Annotated in this window: 12 protein-coding genes and 2 pseudogenes; 7 read left to right on the top strand and 7 right to left on the bottom strand. The window is 66.2% G+C overall.

All coding sequences use genetic code 11. The features are described 5' to 3' along the window. Nucleotides 1-33 precede the first annotated feature (33 nt). From G3N64_RS17100 to G3N64_RS17085, 4 genes are all read left to right on the top strand, one after another. A complete protein-coding gene (locus G3N64_RS17100) occupies nucleotides 34-951 on the top strand; it encodes a LysR family transcriptional regulator (protein ID WP_205784985.1) in 918 nt (305 codons plus the stop codon). A 214-nt stretch (nucleotides 952-1,165) separates the two neighbouring features. Continuing rightward, on the top strand, nucleotides 1,166-2,215 hold the full coding sequence (locus G3N64_RS17095; RefSeq protein WP_205784984.1) for an Ldh family oxidoreductase: 1,050 nt from the start codon (nucleotides 1,166-1,168) through the stop codon (nucleotides 2,213-2,215). 140 nt (nucleotides 2,216-2,355) lie between these two features. Continuing rightward, the gene (locus G3N64_RS17090) at nucleotides 2,356-3,636 is read left to right on the top strand and encodes an MFS transporter (RefSeq protein ID WP_205784983.1); all 1,281 of its coding nucleotides are present in this window, start codon (nucleotides 2,356-2,358) and stop codon (nucleotides 3,634-3,636) included. A gap of 44 nt (nucleotides 3,637-3,680) precedes the next feature. Further along, complete coding sequence (locus tag G3N64_RS17085; RefSeq protein WP_205784982.1) at nucleotides 3,681-4,412, top strand: ABC transporter substrate-binding protein; 732 nt, start codon at nucleotides 3,681-3,683, stop codon at nucleotides 4,410-4,412. A 33-nt stretch (nucleotides 4,413-4,445) separates the two neighbouring features. Here the strand turns inward: G3N64_RS17085 and G3N64_RS17080 are convergent. The 5 genes and pseudogenes from G3N64_RS17080 to G3N64_RS17060 form a co-directional block, all read right to left on the bottom strand. Continuing rightward, nucleotides 4,446-5,197: pseudogene (locus G3N64_RS17080) on the bottom strand (hypothetical protein). A gap of 51 nt (nucleotides 5,198-5,248) precedes the next feature. Continuing rightward, entirely contained in the window at nucleotides 5,249-6,439 is a 1,191-nt protein-coding gene (locus G3N64_RS17075) for a M20 aminoacylase family protein (RefSeq protein WP_205784981.1), read from the bottom strand. An 84-nt stretch (nucleotides 6,440-6,523) separates the two neighbouring features. Then, complete coding sequence (locus G3N64_RS17070; RefSeq protein WP_205784980.1) at nucleotides 6,524-7,858, bottom strand: DUF3100 domain-containing protein; 1,335 nt, start codon at nucleotides 7,856-7,858, stop codon at nucleotides 6,524-6,526. Between the two features lie 48 nt (nucleotides 7,859-7,906). After that, nucleotides 7,907-9,424, bottom strand: coding sequence for an aldehyde dehydrogenase family protein (locus tag G3N64_RS17065; protein ID WP_205784979.1), 1,518 nt, complete (start codon nucleotides 9,422-9,424; stop codon nucleotides 7,907-7,909). 58 nt (nucleotides 9,425-9,482) lie between these two features. Next, nucleotides 9,483-10,370 (bottom strand): NAD(P)-dependent oxidoreductase, encoded by an 888-nt coding sequence (locus G3N64_RS17060; protein ID WP_346778821.1) that lies wholly within the window; start codon nucleotides 10,368-10,370, stop codon nucleotides 9,483-9,485. Nucleotides 10,371-10,498: 128 nt separating this feature from the next. On the opposite strand from G3N64_RS17060, the gene G3N64_RS17055 reads away from it, so the two are divergent. Continuing rightward, nucleotides 10,499-11,407 carry a LysR family transcriptional regulator gene (locus G3N64_RS17055; RefSeq protein ID WP_205784977.1) on the top strand — a complete coding sequence of 303 codons (909 nt, stop codon included), beginning with the start codon at nucleotides 10,499-10,501 and terminating at the stop codon, nucleotides 11,405-11,407. 208 nt (nucleotides 11,408-11,615) lie between these two features. Here the strand turns inward: G3N64_RS17055 and G3N64_RS17050 are convergent. Both G3N64_RS17050 and gcvA read right to left on the bottom strand, forming a co-directional pair. Beyond that, nucleotides 11,616-12,389: pseudogene (locus G3N64_RS17050) on the bottom strand (formate/nitrite transporter family protein); the annotation flags it as partial. 29 nt (nucleotides 12,390-12,418) lie between these two features. Beyond that, the gene (gene gcvA / locus G3N64_RS17045) at nucleotides 12,419-13,351 is read right to left on the bottom strand and encodes a transcriptional regulator GcvA (RefSeq protein WP_205784976.1); all 933 of its coding nucleotides are present in this window, start codon (nucleotides 13,349-13,351) and stop codon (nucleotides 12,419-12,421) included. 138 nt (nucleotides 13,352-13,489) lie between these two features. On the opposite strand from gcvA, the gene G3N64_RS17040 reads away from it, so the two are divergent. Beyond that, nucleotides 13,490-14,692, top strand: a complete 1,203-nt coding sequence (locus G3N64_RS17040) for an MFS transporter (RefSeq protein WP_205785003.1) — start codon at nucleotides 13,490-13,492, stop codon at nucleotides 14,690-14,692. A 14-nt stretch (nucleotides 14,693-14,706) separates the two neighbouring features. Further along, nucleotides 14,707-15,603, top strand: a complete 897-nt coding sequence (locus tag G3N64_RS17035; RefSeq protein WP_205785002.1) for an oxidoreductase — start codon at nucleotides 14,707-14,709, stop codon at nucleotides 15,601-15,603. The last annotated feature ends 377 nt before the right edge of the window (nucleotides 15,604-15,980 follow it).

Genomic DNA, 15,980 nt, shown 5'->3' with positions numbered 1-15,980 from the left:
TAACCATCCCTTTCCATCGCTGCGATCGTCGGGATGAATTTCGAAATATCAGACTTGCGAGCCTTCGTCGCGACAGCCGACCTCGGCAGCTTTCGCGCGGCGGCCGACACGCTGCATCTGTCGGCGTCCGCGCTGTCGCGCCGGATAGAAAAGCTCGAGGAGGTGCTGGGCGTCAGACTGTTCGAGCGAACGACACGGAAGATGGACCTGACGATCGTCGGTCGCGGGTTTCTCGAGCGCGCTCACCGCATCCTCAACGAGGTCGACAACTCGATGCTCGAGTTCGACGATCTTGCACGCAAGATGACCGGCGAACTCACGGTCGCGTGCGTGCCGTCGGCAGTGCGCTACTTTCTTCCGGAAACCATCGCGACCTATCATCAGCGTTACCCGGGCATTCGCCTGCGTCTCATCGACGAGCCTTCGTCGATGGTTTTTCTCGCCGTCGCGCGCGGGGAGGCCGATTTTGGCCTGACTTACGTCGGCACCGAAGAGCCGGACATCGAATTCACGCCGCTGCTCGACGACCCTTTCGTTCTCGCCTGCCCGCGCAGTCATCCGCTCGCAAAACGCAAATCCGTCGCGTGGGCGGAGCTCGCCAGCCTCGAGTATCTGGCCATCGCACAAGGCAGCGGCAATCGCGCGGTCATGGACGAAGCGCTGGCAGGCGTCGCCGGCCGGCCCAAATGGTTCTGCGAGGTACGCCACGTGCCCGCTCTCGTGAGCCTGATCGAAGCGGGCCTGGGTGTCGGTGTCGTACCTCGGCTCGCCATGCCCCGCGGCCCGCACAAGGCACTCGCCAGCGTCGCGCTCGTCGATCCGCCGATCCGGCGAACGCTGGGTGTCATCCAGCGGCGCGGCCGCGGTTTATCGTCCGCAGGCCGCTTCTTCCTTCAGTTGCTGACGGAAATGCGTGCGCCCGATGTGCCGCCCGCGAGCGCGTCCGCATAGGCGAAGCGCCGGCCACGGCTTCGGGCGGCACGGCAAAGCCTTCATGGGCATCCGGTGGCTGGACTTGATTCGTGCGCACGACGCACCAATCGAACGAAAATATGCGTTTGTTGCGTGAGCCGCTCCTGCTCGATCATGTGCGAAACGCAAGCGTCGTGCGCTTCGCAGTCGCTTGAACCGCATGGTTTTCAAATCGAAGGAGACAACGCATTCCATGACACAGCCCACTCCCACCCATGGCATCGTCACCAGGGCACATCTGACCGAGCTGACCATCGAAGCACTCTGCGCGCTCGGCCTGACGCGCGCCGATGCGACGGACACCGCGACGATCCTCGTGCTTGCCGATCTGTTCGGTTTGCGTACGCACGGCACGAGCCGTGTCGAGTCGTACGGTGCGCGCCTGCGCATCGGCGGCATCAACCCCACGCCTTCGATCACCGCCGAACAGGTGGCGCCGGCGCTTCACCGCCTCGACGGCGACAACGGCATCGGTCCGCTCGTCGGCCACCGCGCACTCGATCTGGCGATGACCGCCGCACGCGAACACGGCATTGCCTGTGTGTTCGTGCGCGGCAGCAATCACTTCGGCCCCGTGTCGCCGTATTCGTATCTCGCCGCGATGCAGGGCTTCGCCAGCATCATCGGCAGTAACGCGACGACGACGATTGCGCCGTGGGGCGGCACCGACGCGCGCCTGGGCAACAGTCCCGTCGGCTTCGGCGTCCCGAACCCGGATGGTCATCCGTTCATGCTCGACATGGCGATCAGCGTCGCGGCACGAGCGAAGATTCGCAACGCGCTCAAGCGCGGCGAGCCGATTCCCGGCGATTGGGCGACCGACGCGCAAGGCAAACCGACCACCGACCCGAAAGCCGCGCTCGACGGCTTTCTGCTGCCGATCGGCGGGCACAAGGGCTACGGCCTCGCGCTGGTGGTCGATCTGTTCGCGGGGCTGCTTTCCGGCGCGGCGTATCTCACGCACGTCAAGTCGTGGGAAGACGATCCCGAACAACCGCAGAATCTCGGCCACTTCTTCATTCTCATCGATACGACCCGACTTGGCAGCACCGAGTGGCTCGCCACGCGTATGGCCGACTATGCGGCGATCCTGCACGGCTCCAGGCCCGCGGATCCGGAGGCGCCCGTGATCGTGCCCGGCGAGATCGAACTCGGTCGCCTGGAACGCCAGATGGCCGAAGGCATCGATATCGGCGCGGCCCAGCTCGCCATGCTGGAAGCGATCGCACGTCCGCAGCGCTGAACGCCTCGTTCGCGAGCGTGGCTCACCACGCTCGCGCCGTTCCGAACGCGCGGCGCGGCCGCGAACCGACACGCGACAGACCGGGCAGCGCGTTCGCGCACCCGGCCGTCAAGCACATAACAAGCTCCAGGGAGCGACAGGTGACAAACATTCGATGGCGCATCGTCCTGCTGCTGTTCATCGCAGGCTTCATCAATTATCTCGACCGTGCGGCGCTGTCCGTCGCCGCCCCCGCCGTCATGCGGGAACTGCATATGTCGCCGAGCAGCCTCGGGCTGTTGTTCTCGACGTTCTTCATCGGCTACGCGGCATTCAATTTCATCGGCGGATGGGCGGCGGATCGCTGGGGCGGCAAGCGGGTCTTCTCCGGGGCAGTCCTGACGTGGTCGTTGCTATGCGGCGCGACCGGCCTTGCCAGCGGCTTCGGCTCGCTGCTGGCCGTCCGCACCCTGTTCGGCATGGCCGAAGGTCCGCTCGCGACGACGATCAACAAGATCGTGAACAACTGGTTTCCGCACAAGGAGTCGGCGACCGCATTCGGCTTCGCGAATTGCGGCCTGCCGCTGGGCGGCGCGGTGGCAGGGCCGGTCGTCGGCCTGCTGACGGCCGCTTACGGCTGGCGCGTCGCGTTCGCCGGAATCGCGTGCTTCGGCTTGCTCTGGCTGGTGTTCTGGGTATTCATGGCGACGGACAAGCCGCACCAGCATGCACGCGTGTCCGATGACGAACGCCGGCTGATCGAATCCGACCGAAGCGTCCCGGAAAGCTCGTCGGACCTGCGGCCCCTCGGCTTCTACCTGAAGCAGCCCGCCATTCTCGCGGCGATGATTTCGTACTTCGGTTACAGCTACATCCTGTTTTTCTTTCTCACCTGGTTCCCGACCTTTCTGACGATGGACCGTCACCTGAGCCTGAAAAGCATGAGTCTCGCGACGGTGCTGCCCTGGCTGCTGGGGTTCATCGGCTACGGACTGAGCGGCGTGCTGTCCGATCTGATCTTTCGCCGCACGGGCAATGCACTGCTTGCGCGCAAGCGGGTCTTGATCGCCTGTCTCGGCACGGCAGGCGTGTGCGTCACGCTGGCCGGCGCCGTGACCACGACGCTCGGCGCGCTGCTGTTGATGGCCGTTGCGGTGTTTGCCCTTTATCTGAGCGGCAGCGCCTATTGGGCGCTGATTCAGGACACGATCCCCGGCCCCAAACTCGGCAGTGTCGGCGGATGCGTACACGCGATCGCCAACTGCGCGGGCATCGTCGGCCCGGCTGCCACCGGCTTTCTCGTGCAGGAAAGCCATACATTCTTCAGCGCGTTCTTTCTCGCGGGCGGTATTGCGCTGGCCAGCGTGCTGGCCGTCGCGATACTGCTGAGGCCCCGGGCACTCGCGCAACGCAAGTCGAGCGATGCAAGGGTCTGTGGCTGAAGGCCCGTGCCCATCCATGAATTTCTGTTCTTCACGCAATCAACATGAAACCCGACCCATCCGTCATTCGCGCATTCACACCTGCCGGCAAGCTGCGGGCATCGATCAATCTCGGGAATCCCATCCTCGCAGGCAAGGACCTGTCCGGCGCGCCGACCGGGGTTTCGGTGGATCTGGCGCGCGCCTTTGCCGCCACGCTCGGCGTGGCGCTTGAACTGGTGGTGTTCGATACGGCGGGCAAGTCCGTCCAGGCGGTCAGCGACGAGCGGGCGGACATCGGCTTCTTCGCCATCGATCCACGACGAGGCGAGACCATCGCGTTTACCGATCCGTACGTCTTGATCGAAGGCTATTACATGGTGCGAGACGGATCATCGATTCGCGCCAACGACGATGTCGACCAGCCGTCGATCCGCGTCGCGGTTGGCGAGGGAAGCGCTTACGATTTGTTCCTGACGCGCGAGTTCAAGCATGCGCGGATCGTGCGGGCACCGTCATCTCCGACCGTCGTCCGAACGTTCCTCGATGAGGGCCTGGAAGTCGCTGCCGGCGTCAAGCAACAGCTCGAGGCGGACGCACGTCAGGCGCCTGGCCTGCGCTTGCTCGACAAGCGATTCATGGTGATCCGTCAGGCGATGGGTTTGCCGAAGCGTCGCGGTGCGGCGGCGGCCGAGACGTTGCGGGCCTTTGTCGAGGAAGCGAAGGCATCCGGGTTCGTCGCCGAGGCACTCGCGCGGCACAAGATTACCGGCGCCTCGGTTGCACCCGCTGCGTAGGCCGATGCTGCCCATGCGTCGTCGGCTTGGGCGTCAGTCCGAAACGCGCGCGGCCGATCGCGTCCGCGCCGCGCCGAGGGCAACGATCGCGCCACCCAGTATCGCCATGCCGATCGACGTCAGCGTCACGACGAGTGCCACGCGCCCATGGCCGGAGAAGAGCCCGACGAGCAGCCCGGCAAGCGGCTGCGTCGCGTTGTTCAGCAGGACGATGACGCCCGTCGTCTTGCCGTAGTCCCGAGGGGGGGATGATCGCCTGCCGCGCGCTGCGGATGTACATGTTGAACATCTTGTCGAAACCGACGACCATCAGGAAACCGGCAACGTACGTCGCGATCGAACCCGACAGGCCCATCACGAGACCGCCAGCCGCGATCGCGACGAATGCGACGATACCGAGCCGCCCGCGCGATACCTCGATACGCGCGACGAACAACAGGATCGCGACCGTCGCGACGGCACCCGCGCCCTGCAGCCCCGCATAGAAACCGCCTGACTGCCGAAACGTACCGGTGACCATGGCAGCCGACGTCGCAACAGGCGACGGCCCGACTGGCCTGGCTCGTTCGTAACTCGCGAATCGGCGACACGCGGTCGCTCAGTGCGCCGCAGATCGGGAAGGCAATGAATCGCGGGAGCGTTTCGATGAAAAAAGCGAGCCCGGACCACGTCGCTTGCTGAGTGACCTGAAAGACGACGAGCGGCACCAGAAAGAGCAGCAGCTGGTCTGCAAGACGCGCCAGAAAGAGCGAACCCAGAAAGGCCGACCGATCGACCACGCGTATGCCCCTGCAAGATTGGTCGGAACGCGTCCCGAGTATGCCAGCACCGCCTCCCTACCACCCCAAAACCCGCTCCACCAGCCTCACGAAATAACTCGCTCCCACCGGCAACAACGCATCGTTGAAGTCGTAACTGGCGTTATGCAGCAGGCAAGGCCCGCCGCCATGCCCATGCACGCGATGATCGCCCACCCCATTCCCGAGGAACGCATAACAACCCGGCTTCTCGCGCAGCATGAACGAGAAATCCTCCGCCGCCATGGTCGGATCGACGGCTGCGTTCACATGCGCGTCGCCCACCAGCTCGCGCATCACCGCCACCGCCACCGCCGTCTGCTCGGCGTCGTTCACGGTGGCCGGATACTGGCGCTGGAAATCCACCTCGCTCTCGCAATCGAAGGCCGCGGCCGTCGCGGCCACCACGGCGCGCATGCGCGCCTCGATCAGGTCGAGCGTCGCCTCGGAGAAGGTCCGCACCGTGCCGCCGAGCCACGCATCGGTCGGCACCACGTTCATCGCCTCACCCGCATGCACCTGCGTGACCGACAGCACCGCGCCGTCGATCGGATTGCGGTTGCGCGTGACGATGCCCTGCAGGGCGCTCAGCACCTGTCCCGCCGCGAACACCGGATCGCGGCCCAGGTGCGGCATGGCCGCGTGGCAGCCGGCCCCGCGCAAGTTGATCTGGAACAGGCTGGTCGAGGCCATCAGCGGCCCCGGCCGCACCGCGAAATCGCCGGCCGCGATGCCGGGCCAGTTGTGCAGCCCGAACACGGCATCCACCGGGAAACGCTCGAACAGGCCGTCCTCGATCATCGCGCGCGCGCCGCCGCCCGACTCCTCGGCCGGCTGGAAGAACAGCTGCACGGTGCCGTCGAACTCGCCATGCCGCGCCAGATGGCGCGCGGCTCCCAGTAGCATCGCGGTGTGCCCGTCGTGGCCGCACGCATGCATCGCGCCGGGCACCGTCGAACGATGCGTGAAGGTGTTGGCCTCCTGCACGGGCAGCGCATCCATGTCGGCGCGCAGGCCGATCGCACGCGCGCTGCCGCCGCGCTTCAAGGTGCCGACCACACCGGTGCGGCCGACGCCGCGCGTGACGGCGTAACCCCATTGCTCGAGCCGCTCGGCGACGAGTTCGGCGGTACGGAACACGTCGTAGCCGACCTCGGGATGGGCATGGATATCGCGGCGTATCGCCATCAGTTCGTCGGCGTGCGCGACGATGGAATCGATCAGTTTCATGCGGATGGGAGTGCTTTTGTCGGTCGTCGCAGCGCGGCGCGGCGACCGGCCGTGCCAAGCCGCCCGCCGCCGCGCCGCGAGGCATCAGATATGGAACAACTGCGCCACCAGGGTCGCGCCGATGAAGGTGCCGGCATTGGCCACGAAGGACACCAGCACGATGCGCCAGCCGAGCCGGCGGAAGGCCGGGATGTCCTTGGCGATCGACAGCCCCGCGAACACCAGCATCGGCGTGGTCACGCCGAGGAAATCGTTGTGCGAGCTGAGCGCGGCGATTTGCGAAGCCCACGGGGACCACGGCGAGGTCAGGAACATCGCCACCACCGATACCCAGCAGACCGCCGGAATCCGCCGCCCCGTCACACGCGCCAGCGCGTCGCCGACGATCGTCGCGCCCACCATGATCGCGATCCCCGGCAGTCCCGCCAGCGGTGTAGTGCCGTGGGCAATCCAGTCGCACACGAGCGCCATCGCGGCCGTCACGATCCAGGCCAGCAGCTTGCCGCCGTAGCCGAGCGCGGGCGCCTCGGTCCGCACGTCGCCCAGAGACGGGCTGGCCGCCTCGGGCTGCGCCGATGCCCGGGTGGTGCGGCCGATCAGCGGCTCCAGCACGCGATAGCCCCAGACCGCGAGCGGCAGCGAAATGAACAGCGTGAAGTAGGTACCGATGGTGGTGGTGATCAGGTTGCTGGCCGCGGCGAACGCGAGCACCGATTTCGCCGTCTCCGGGTCCTGCTGCGCGGCAATCGCGCCCGACGCGGCCGCCATCATGCTGCCCGAGCCGACGCCCGAGCCCATCGCCAGCGCAAGCGGATCGAAGATGCCGAGGCCGCTCACGAAACCTGCGAACACGGCGATGAACACCGCACCGAACACGGTGCCGGTCAGGTACTCGGCCAGCACGCCGCGGCCCTCCGCCGAATCCATCCCGTACTTCTCGCCGATGATCGCCAGGCTCGGCTCGCGGCCCACCGAGAAGGTCGCGCCGATCGCCTCGCGCTTGATGCCGAGCAGCAATGCGAGCGGCAAGCCGAGCAGGATGGTGCCGACGAAGTGGCCGAATTCCTGGAAGGCCAGCGCCCAGCCCGCCGACGCCAGCTTGGGCAGCGCGCTGCCCACCATCAGCCCGAGCTTGGAGACGAACAGCAGCAGCGCCGGCTGCAAGATCGCGGCCGCGAAGAACTGGTCGGGCACGCTCAGGCGCGCGCTGCTGTTCCAGCGCGCGCTGGCCAGCCCCACCGCGGCGCCGAGCAGCAGCGCCCAGATCATCGGCAGCAGCACGACCTTGCCCGGTCCGAGCTTGAACGTGAACGAGCCGATCCATTCGGCGACCAGCAGGATGCCGGCCGCGTAAAGCAGGACCTTGGCGGTGGCCGCGCCGCCCAGCGCGCGGCGCTCGATACCCAGTGCGTGTTCCATGACGAATCTCCCCTTGAAGCCCGGCTGCCGTCGAATGCGGGCCGGTGGTTACAGATAACCGAACGCGGTGGGCGGCGCTTCGGCCGTCTCGACCCACACGCTCTTGGTCTGCGTGTATTCGTACAGCGCCTCGACCCCGCTCGAGCGACCGTAGCCGCTCATGCCGTAGCCGCCGAACGGAGAGGCCACGTTGATGGTCTTGTAGCCGTTGACCCAGAAGGTGCCGGCATTCACCTGCGCAGCCATGCGATGCGCGCGCGCCACGTCGGTGGTCCACGCCGCGCCGGCCAGGCCGAAGTCGGTGTCGTTGGCGATCGCGATCGCCTCCTCCTCGGTGTCGAACGGGATGGCGGCCACCACCGGCCCGAAGATCTCGGTGCGCGCCACCGCCATCGCGTTCGACACGCCTGCCAGCACGGTGGGCGCGACGAAGTAGCCGCCGCGGCCCGCCTCGACACGCTCGGCCGAGCCGCTGGCGAGCGTGGCGCCCGCCGCCACGCCGTTCGCGATCATCGACATCACGTGGTCGTACTGTTTGCGATTGTTGATCGGGCCCACCTCGGTCGCCTCGTCGAGCGGTGCGCCGACACGGATCTTCTTCGCGCCCGCAGCCACCATCGCGACGAATTCGTCGTAGACGGCGCGCTGTACCAGCAGACGCGAGCCGGCCACACAGCTCTGGCCCGCACCGGCGAAGATCGCCGCCTGGGCGGTCAGCGCGGCGCGCTTGAGGTCGGCATCGGCGAACACGATATTGGCCGACTTGCCGCCCAGCTCCAGCACGCACGGCAGCACGCGGCGCGCGGCGGCCTCGGCGATGCGCGCGCCGGTGGCCGGCGAGCCGACGAACACCACCTTGCTCACTACGCGATGCGCGATCGCGGCCTGCCCGGCGGTGTGACCGAAGCCGGCCAGCACGTTGACCAGGCCGCGCGGCAGTCCGGCTCGCTCGCCGAGCCTGGCGACCGCCAGCGAGGTAAAGGGCGTCAGCTCCGAGGGCTTGAGCAGCACGCCGTTGCCCATCGCCACCGCGGGCGCCACCTGCCAGCCGCAGGTGAACACCGGCGCATTCCACGGCGTGATCTGCAGCACCACGCCGGCCGGCTCGCGGCGCGTGTAGTTGAGATGCGAGGTCGGCACCGGGATCACGCTGCCGTAGAACTTGTCGGTCCAGCCCGCGTAGTACTCGAACATCTCGGCGACCTTGGCCACCTCGCCCCGACAGTCGCGGATCGGCTTGCCCGAGCCCAGCGCCTCCAGCCGCGCAATCGCCTCGGCCTCGGCGCGGATCGCGCGCGCCACCTCCTGCATCACGCGGCCGCGCGCGGCATGCGTGAGCGCCCACCATTCGCGCTGTGCGCGGCGCGCGCTTTCGGCGGCATGGTCGATCACGGCTGCGCCGGCGTCGCGATAGGCGAGCGTGGCCTCGCCCGTCGCCGCATCGTAAAGCTGGATCGTGTCGCCCTGGCCGGCGACGAGTTCGCCGTCGACATACGAGCCGATCGTGGCGGCACCGGGGAAGAAATGCGCGAAGGCGGCAAGCAACTGGTCTGCGTACTGGGTCATGTCAGGTTTCCGTACAGGTAGGTGGGTCGAGCGGGATCGTGGCGCGCGCTGCCCGGCCTCAGGCAGGGTCGAGGAAGTCGACGATGCGGTTGAAGTCCTCGGCGTCGGCGACGGAACCCTCGCTGGAGGCCCACACGCGCGCCGCCTCGCGCGCCACCGGCGCGACGCTGTCGAACTGGTCGAGCAGGCCCAGCGCGAGCCGCACGTCCTTGCGCATCAGCTTCATGGTGAAACCGGAGTCGAACTTGCCGTTGAAGATCCACGTCGGATAGTTGGTCAGCGTCGCGCTGTTGCGGCCGGAGCCGCCGTTGAGCGCGTCGACCAGCTTTTCCGGATCGACACCGGCCGCGCGCGCGGTGCGCACCGCCTCGCTGGCGGCCAGCAAGTGCACGCCGGTCAGCAGATTGTTGAGCAGCTTGGTGACGTGGCCGGCGCCCACCGGGCCCACATGCACGCGCTTGGCGCTGATCACCGCGAGGATCGGCTCGATGGCCGCGATATCGCTGTCCGAGCCGCCCAGCACCATGGTCATGGTGGCGGTGGCCGCGCCCTTCGGGCCGCCGCTCACCGGGCCGTCGACGAAGCCGATGCCGCGCTCGGCCAGGGCCGCCGCCACGCGCCGCGTGCTGTCCGGATCGGCCGTGGTGGTGTCGATCACGATGCTGCCCGGCCTCGCGTTCTCGAGCACGCCGCCCGCGCCCAGCACCACCGCCTCGACCACCGCCGAGGTCGGCAGCGACAGCAGCAGCACGTCGGCGTCGCGCGCGATCTCGGCCACCGAATCGCGCGCCGACAACACCGCCTGCCCGGCCAGCGCGAGCGCCACGCCGGGCGCCGCGTCGTAACCGAGCACCGTGTAGTCGCCGCGCCGCAGCGAACCCGCCATGCCGCGCCCCATGTTGCCCAGACCGATCACGCCCACCGTTTTCATCCGACGACTCCTGATAGCTGTTGGTTCGAGGCCCGCGCGCCAGCTTGCGCCTGCCTTGCATGCCAACGATGTTCGGTCCGGCGACCCGTATAATCAATCAACGCCAATATTGAGATTGTTCTCTTTTTTAGAACGCTCGGATCATGACCGATACCCTTACCGACAGCCGGATCGTCTATTTCTACGAGGCCGTGCGCTGCGGCACGATCCGCGCCGCGGCGGACTGGCTCGACGTGGCGCCCTCGGCCGTGAGCCGCCAGATCGGGCTGCTGGAGAAGGAGCTCGACGCCACCTTGATGGAGCGCCACGCGCGCGGCGTGACGCCCACCGAGGCGGGACGCTGCGTGATCGAGTATTTCCGCGAGCAGCTCGCGCACCGCGACGACCTGATCTCGCGTTTGCAGGAACTGCGCGGGCTCAAAATCGGCGAGGTCAGCCTGGTGCTCGGCGAAGGCTTCGTCTCCGACCTGCTGGCCGGGCCAATGCAGCAGTTCTGCCGGCAGTTCCCCGGGATCCGTGTCAATCTCGACGTGGGCAGCACCAACGACGTGATTCGCAAAATCTCGAACGACGAGGGCGAGATCGGCCTGGTCTACAACCCGCCCGCCGAGCCCAAGCTGGTGTCGCGCGCGTCGAAGCGGCAGCCGATGATGGCGATCGTCGGCCCCGATTTCCCGCGCCGCAGCCACAAGGTGCTGACGGTGCAGCAGCTCGCCACCTACCCGCTGGCGGCCACTCACCCGTCCTACGGCACGCGACAGATGATGGAGGCCGTGGAATATGCCGAGCGCGTACGGCTCGCGCCGATCGTCACCACCAATTCATTCGCGATCCTGAAGGAATTCGTGAAATCGGGACTCGGCATCGCAGTGATGCCGGCCTTCGCGGTCACGGCCGAACTGCAGGCCAGGGAGCTGTTCGCGATCGAGATCGCGCATCCGATCCTCGAGAACGCCGAGGCGCACATGGTCACGCGTGTGGGCCGCAAGCTGTCGGTGGCCGCCAACAAGATGCTGCAGATGATGACGGGGCAGATGCGGGCGTTCCGCTAGCGGAGATGCCCGTGCCCCTGCTCCTGCCCGCGACGCAAGGCCGGGCTGAGAAGTCTTAACAAAATGAGTTTTTCAGGTGTCGCCAGCCGTGGACAAAAATCTCGCGTCGTAGATCAGCCCCGGCGCATCCGCCGGCGTGAAGGTCGCACGCCCCCCGGTGCGCGTTTCAGCGCCTCGCCGGCGTTCGGTTGCGGCTTGCGCAGCGCGATCAGGCCTTGCGCGCGACGGCACCCATCGGCGAAGCGGGCGCGCGTTTCGGTGCGGTCTTGTAGTGCGTGCTGTACAGCGCCGCGCCGACGAACACCAGCCCACCGACCAAGTTGCCGAGTACCGTCGGGATCTCGTTCCACAGCAGATAGTCGACGATCGTGAAGTGGGCGCCGAGCATCAGGCCGGACGGGAACAGGAACCTGTTCACGACCGAGTGCTCGAAACCCATGTAGAAGAACTCGAGGATCGGCATCCACGTCGCGATCACCTTGCCGGGTACGGACGTCGACATCATCGCGGCGACCACGCCGGTCGACACCATCCAGTTGCACATCACGCCGCGCACGAACAGCGTGAGCATGCCGGCGGCGCCGTGCGCCGCATAACCGAGCGTGCGTGCTTCGCCGATGCCGCCGATCTTCTGTCCGATTGCGTTCGGCGCTTCCGAAAAGCCGAATGTGAAGACGATCGCCATGAACAGCGCGACCGTCAGCGCGCCAGCGAAATTGCCGAAGAACACCAGCGTCCAGTTGCGGAACACGCCACCCCAGGTCGCGCCGGGCCGGCGGTCGATCACAGCGAGCGGCGCGAGCGTGAAGACGCCGGTGAGCAGGTCGAGGCCGAGCAGGTACAGCATGCAGAATCCCACCGGAAACAGCAGCGAACCAGCCAGTGCGTTACCGGTGTTGATCGTGATGCTGACCGCGAAGGCGGCTGCGAGCGCGAGGATCGCGCCCGCCATGTACGCGCGAATCAGCGTATCGCGGGTCGAAGGTGTGCTGCCTGGTCTGATCCGCGAGCCTAGCCGGCCTCTTGGCTCGCCATCTCATCCATCCATTGCTCGAATGCGGACACAGCGGCATCGTCGACACGATCGGCGTTCGTCACCAGTGTGTAGTCGTCAGCACGCCAGGCAGGGGATGCGATGGGACACACGAGGCGCCCCTCGGCGAGATCGCGCCTGATCAGCGGCTGCGAGGCCAGCGCCACACCCAGACCCTCGATGGCCGCACCCAACTGAAGATTCACGTGATCGAATTCGACATGGCGCGCCGCCCGCAGATCGGAAGCGCCCGCTTCCTTCAACCAGTTCGACCAGGCTGAGCGCGTCGTGGCTGAATGCAGCAGCGTGTGATGGCGCAGGTCGGCCACGCTCTGTATCGGATGCTGACGCAGCAACACGGGGTTGCAGGCCGGCACGCGCAGGTCGGGCATCAACGGGCGCGACAAGACGCCCGCGCCTTGCTCCGGACCGGAGCGAACACCGATATCGAAAGCGTCGGCGACATAGCGCAGCTTGCGCGATGTCGTCGACACCCTGACGTCAATGTCGGGGTACCGCATATGGAAATCGGCGAGCCGTGGCAGCAGCCAGCACAGTGCAAAACTCATCGGCACATTCACCCGCACGACGCCTGATATCCGGTGCGTGAATGTGTTGTGGCGCAGCCGCACCACCGCGGTACCGAGCCGCTCGAACGCATTGCTGACGTCGCTCAGCAAGGCCGCCCCTTCGTCGGTCAGCACGACACCGCGCGGGCGACGGTCGAACAACGGCAGGCCGAACCAGTCCTCGAGCAGCCTGATCTGTTTTCCGACGGCCCAGTGGGTGACATAGAGTTCCGCCGCAGCACCCGCGAAGCTGCCGTGCCTCGCGACCGCATCGAAAGCGCGCAGCGCATTGAGCGGGGGCAACTCGTCCCGGTACTTCGCGGCATCTCGGCTTCCGGTCATGACGTGACTTTTTCTCTCCAATGACGCGATTTTAGCTCAATTGAAATGGCGGGTGCCTCGGTCATAAAATCTACGCGTCGAGCCTGAAAGCAACACCGCGAGCGGCTTCCGCTAACCACTCGCACGGAGAAAATGACGATGCGCCCGCCAGTTTTTTCCCCTCCCCTTATGCGGGAGACTGCGCCATCGCGGCCACGCGTGCTGTGGCTGTCGTGCGTTGCGCACGCCATGCACGATGGCTATACGGACATGATCTACGCGTTGCTACCCGTGTGGCAGTCGGACTTCGGCCTCGACTTTGCCGCGTTGGCTATCCTGCGCGGCATCTATGCCGGCACGATGGCGACGCTGCAGTTGCCTGCGGGGCGTCTCGCACAACGTCTGGGCAGTCGCGCCACCCTCGCAATCGGCACGCTGCTCGCAGCGCTCGGCTATGCGATCGCGGGCATGTCGGGTGGCCTGCTCGGTTTGTGCGTGGCGCTGGCGATTTCGGGCAGCGGATCCAGCACGCAGCATCCGATCGCATCGGGCGCCATCTCCCGCACCTATGGACGTGACGCGAGAGGTCCGCTGAGCATTTACAACTTTTCCGGCGATCTGGGGAAATCCGCGCTGCCGGCAGCCATTTCGCTGCTCGTGACCATGATGCCCTGGCGTCACGCGCTCTGGATCGTTTCTGGATTGGGCTGCGTCGTTGCCGCAGTCATCGCCTTCTCGTTTCCCGCAGTGCCACGCGGCGCCGGGAAGACGACGGAAAAAGAGCAAGCGTCCGCTCAACGCAGCGGCACGTGGGGAAGCGGATTCTCCGCCCTGTTTTCCATCGGCGTGCTCGATACGGCCGTACGCATGGGACTGCTTACCTTTTTGCCGTTCCTGCTCAAGGCAAAGGGCGTCTCGCCTCAATTGGTGGGAACGGCCCTCGCACTTGTTTTCATTGGCGGTGCCGCCGGCAAGTTCATTTGTGGCTGGCTTGGTGCGCGCATGGGCGTGGTGCGTACGGTACTGCTCACGGAGGGCGGTACAGCTGCGTGTATCGTGGCGGTGATGTATCTCCCGTTGGGGGCCAGCATGGTGCTGCTGCCGATTCTGGGCATGATGCTCAACGGCACGTCCTCTGTGCTGTACGGAACCGTTCCGGAGATGTCCGCGCCCGAGCGCACCGAGCGCGCATTCGCAATGTTCTACACGGGGACGATCGCCTCGGGCGCGATATCGCCTGTTCTCTATGGGTTCCTAGGCGACAGCATCGGTGTGCATGGCGCAACGTACGCCACCGCGTTGACTGCCTTGGCCATTTTTCCGCTCGCCCTCGTACTGCGCCCGCATCTGGCAGATGACTAAACAGGATGAACACGATGACAAAGTCTGACTACCCAACCGTTGCCCTTGTCGGTCCGGGCGCAATCGGAACAACCGTAGCCGCAGCGCTTCATGAAGCCGGTCGTACGCCGGCGATCTGCGGCCGCTCGACGCACGAGCGGCTGGTGTTGCGCTTTGATGGTGGCGAGATCGTCGTGCCCGGGCCTGTCATGATCGATCCGCAAGCGGTCAAGGAAAGGTTTGATCTGGTGTTCGTTGCGGTCAAGTCGACGCAGGTGGCGAGCGCGGCACCCTGGGTCTCCGCGCTTTGCGATGCGAAGACTGTTGTCTGCGTACTGCAAAATGGCGTCGAGCAAAAAGCCGCCTTCGCACCGTATGCAGCCGGCGCTGCAGTCGTGCCGTCGGTAGTCTGGTTTCCAGCGCAACGCGAATCGGGCTCGTCAGTGTGGCTGCGAGGCGACCCTAGGCTTACCCTGCCCGATACACCGGCGAGCAGCGTGGTGGTCTCGGCTTTGCGCGGCACACGATGCCTGGTCGAGGTTGCGGAGGATTTCACCTCGCTCGCATGGCGAAAGCTTTTGCAGAACGCAGTGGCGGGACTCATGGTGCTGACCGGTCGCCGCGCCGGCATGTTCTCGCGTAGCGACATCACCGAGCTGTCACTCGCCTACCTGCGGGAATGCCTCGAGGTGGCCCGCGCGGAAGGCGCGAAGCTGGGCGACGACGTGCCGCAGGAGATCGTCGAAGGGTTCCATCGCTATCCGCCCGATTTGGGTACGTCTATTCTTGCCGACCGGCAGGGTAACCGTCCCCTCGAATGGGACTGCCGGAATGGCGTTGTGCAGCGATACGGACGATCTCACGGAATTCCGACGCCGATCAGCGATCTGGTCGTGCCGCTTCTCGCGGCCGCCAGCGACGGTCCCGGCTAGCAGTAAGGACCGGGATCCAACCCGACCAGCGTGAACCGTCACCGGAGATGACGACAGTGAGGAATGCCACGGCCGCCTGCCAGCTCGACTTCTCTCATAAAGGCGCCTGAGCATCGCGAAGCTGCCGCGGACGGCTGGCATCGGAATGTCAGGCAGTATAAAAAATGTCCCCTTCTGAATGCTTTCCGCCGCGGGAGTGATTTCTACGTAGTTTCCCCGGCATGAGGCCAGATCGAACCCTATCCCGGGGCTCCGGACCTTGAGGGTGTATGTAGCGCCGTGCCTGGCGTCACGAGAAGTGGTGCCCGTACAGAGGGTGGGGCCGCGCCATCCCGGTACTTCCGGCGCGCTTTACCGTCAGCCTTGCAATCAGTGCA

The organism is Burkholderia sp. Ac-20344 (assembly GCF_017104975.1).
Lineage (GTDB): Bacteria > Pseudomonadota > Gammaproteobacteria > Burkholderiales > Burkholderiaceae > Burkholderia.
Note: the sequence above shows the minus strand (reverse complement) of the source record. Positions and strands in the feature narration are given on the sequence as shown.

What these genes read in the sequence shown, in the direction of transcription:
- G3N64_RS17100 (WP_205784985.1), top strand. Translation starts at nt 34, where the DNA reads ATGAATTTCGAAATATCAGACTTGCGAGCCTTCGTCGCGACAGCCGAC.
- G3N64_RS17095 (WP_205784984.1), top strand. Translation starts at nt 1,166, where the DNA reads ATGACACAGCCCACTCCCACCCATGGCATCGTCACCAGGGCACATCTG.
- G3N64_RS17085 (WP_205784982.1), top strand. Translation starts at nt 3,681, where the DNA reads ATGAAACCCGACCCATCCGTCATTCGCGCATTCACACCTGCCGGCAAG.
- G3N64_RS17075 (WP_205784981.1), bottom strand. Translation starts at nt 6,439, where the DNA reads ATGAAACTGATCGATTCCATCGTCGCGCACGCCGACGAACTGATGGCG.
- G3N64_RS17070 (WP_205784980.1), bottom strand. Translation starts at nt 7,858, where the DNA reads ATGGAACACGCACTGGGTATCGAGCGCCGCGCGCTGGGCGGCGCGGCC.
- G3N64_RS17065 (WP_205784979.1), bottom strand. Translation starts at nt 9,424, where the DNA reads ATGACCCAGTACGCAGACCAGTTGCTTGCCGCCTTCGCGCATTTCTTC.
- G3N64_RS17055 (WP_205784977.1), top strand. Translation starts at nt 10,499, where the DNA reads ATGACCGATACCCTTACCGACAGCCGGATCGTCTATTTCTACGAGGCC.
- gcvA (WP_205784976.1), bottom strand. Translation starts at nt 13,351, where the DNA reads ATGACCGGAAGCCGAGATGCCGCGAAGTACCGGGACGAGTTGCCCCCG.
- G3N64_RS17040 (WP_205785003.1), top strand. Translation starts at nt 13,490, where the DNA reads ATGCGCCCGCCAGTTTTTTCCCCTCCCCTTATGCGGGAGACTGCGCCA.
- G3N64_RS17035 (WP_205785002.1), top strand. Translation starts at nt 14,707, where the DNA reads ATGACAAAGTCTGACTACCCAACCGTTGCCCTTGTCGGTCCGGGCGCA.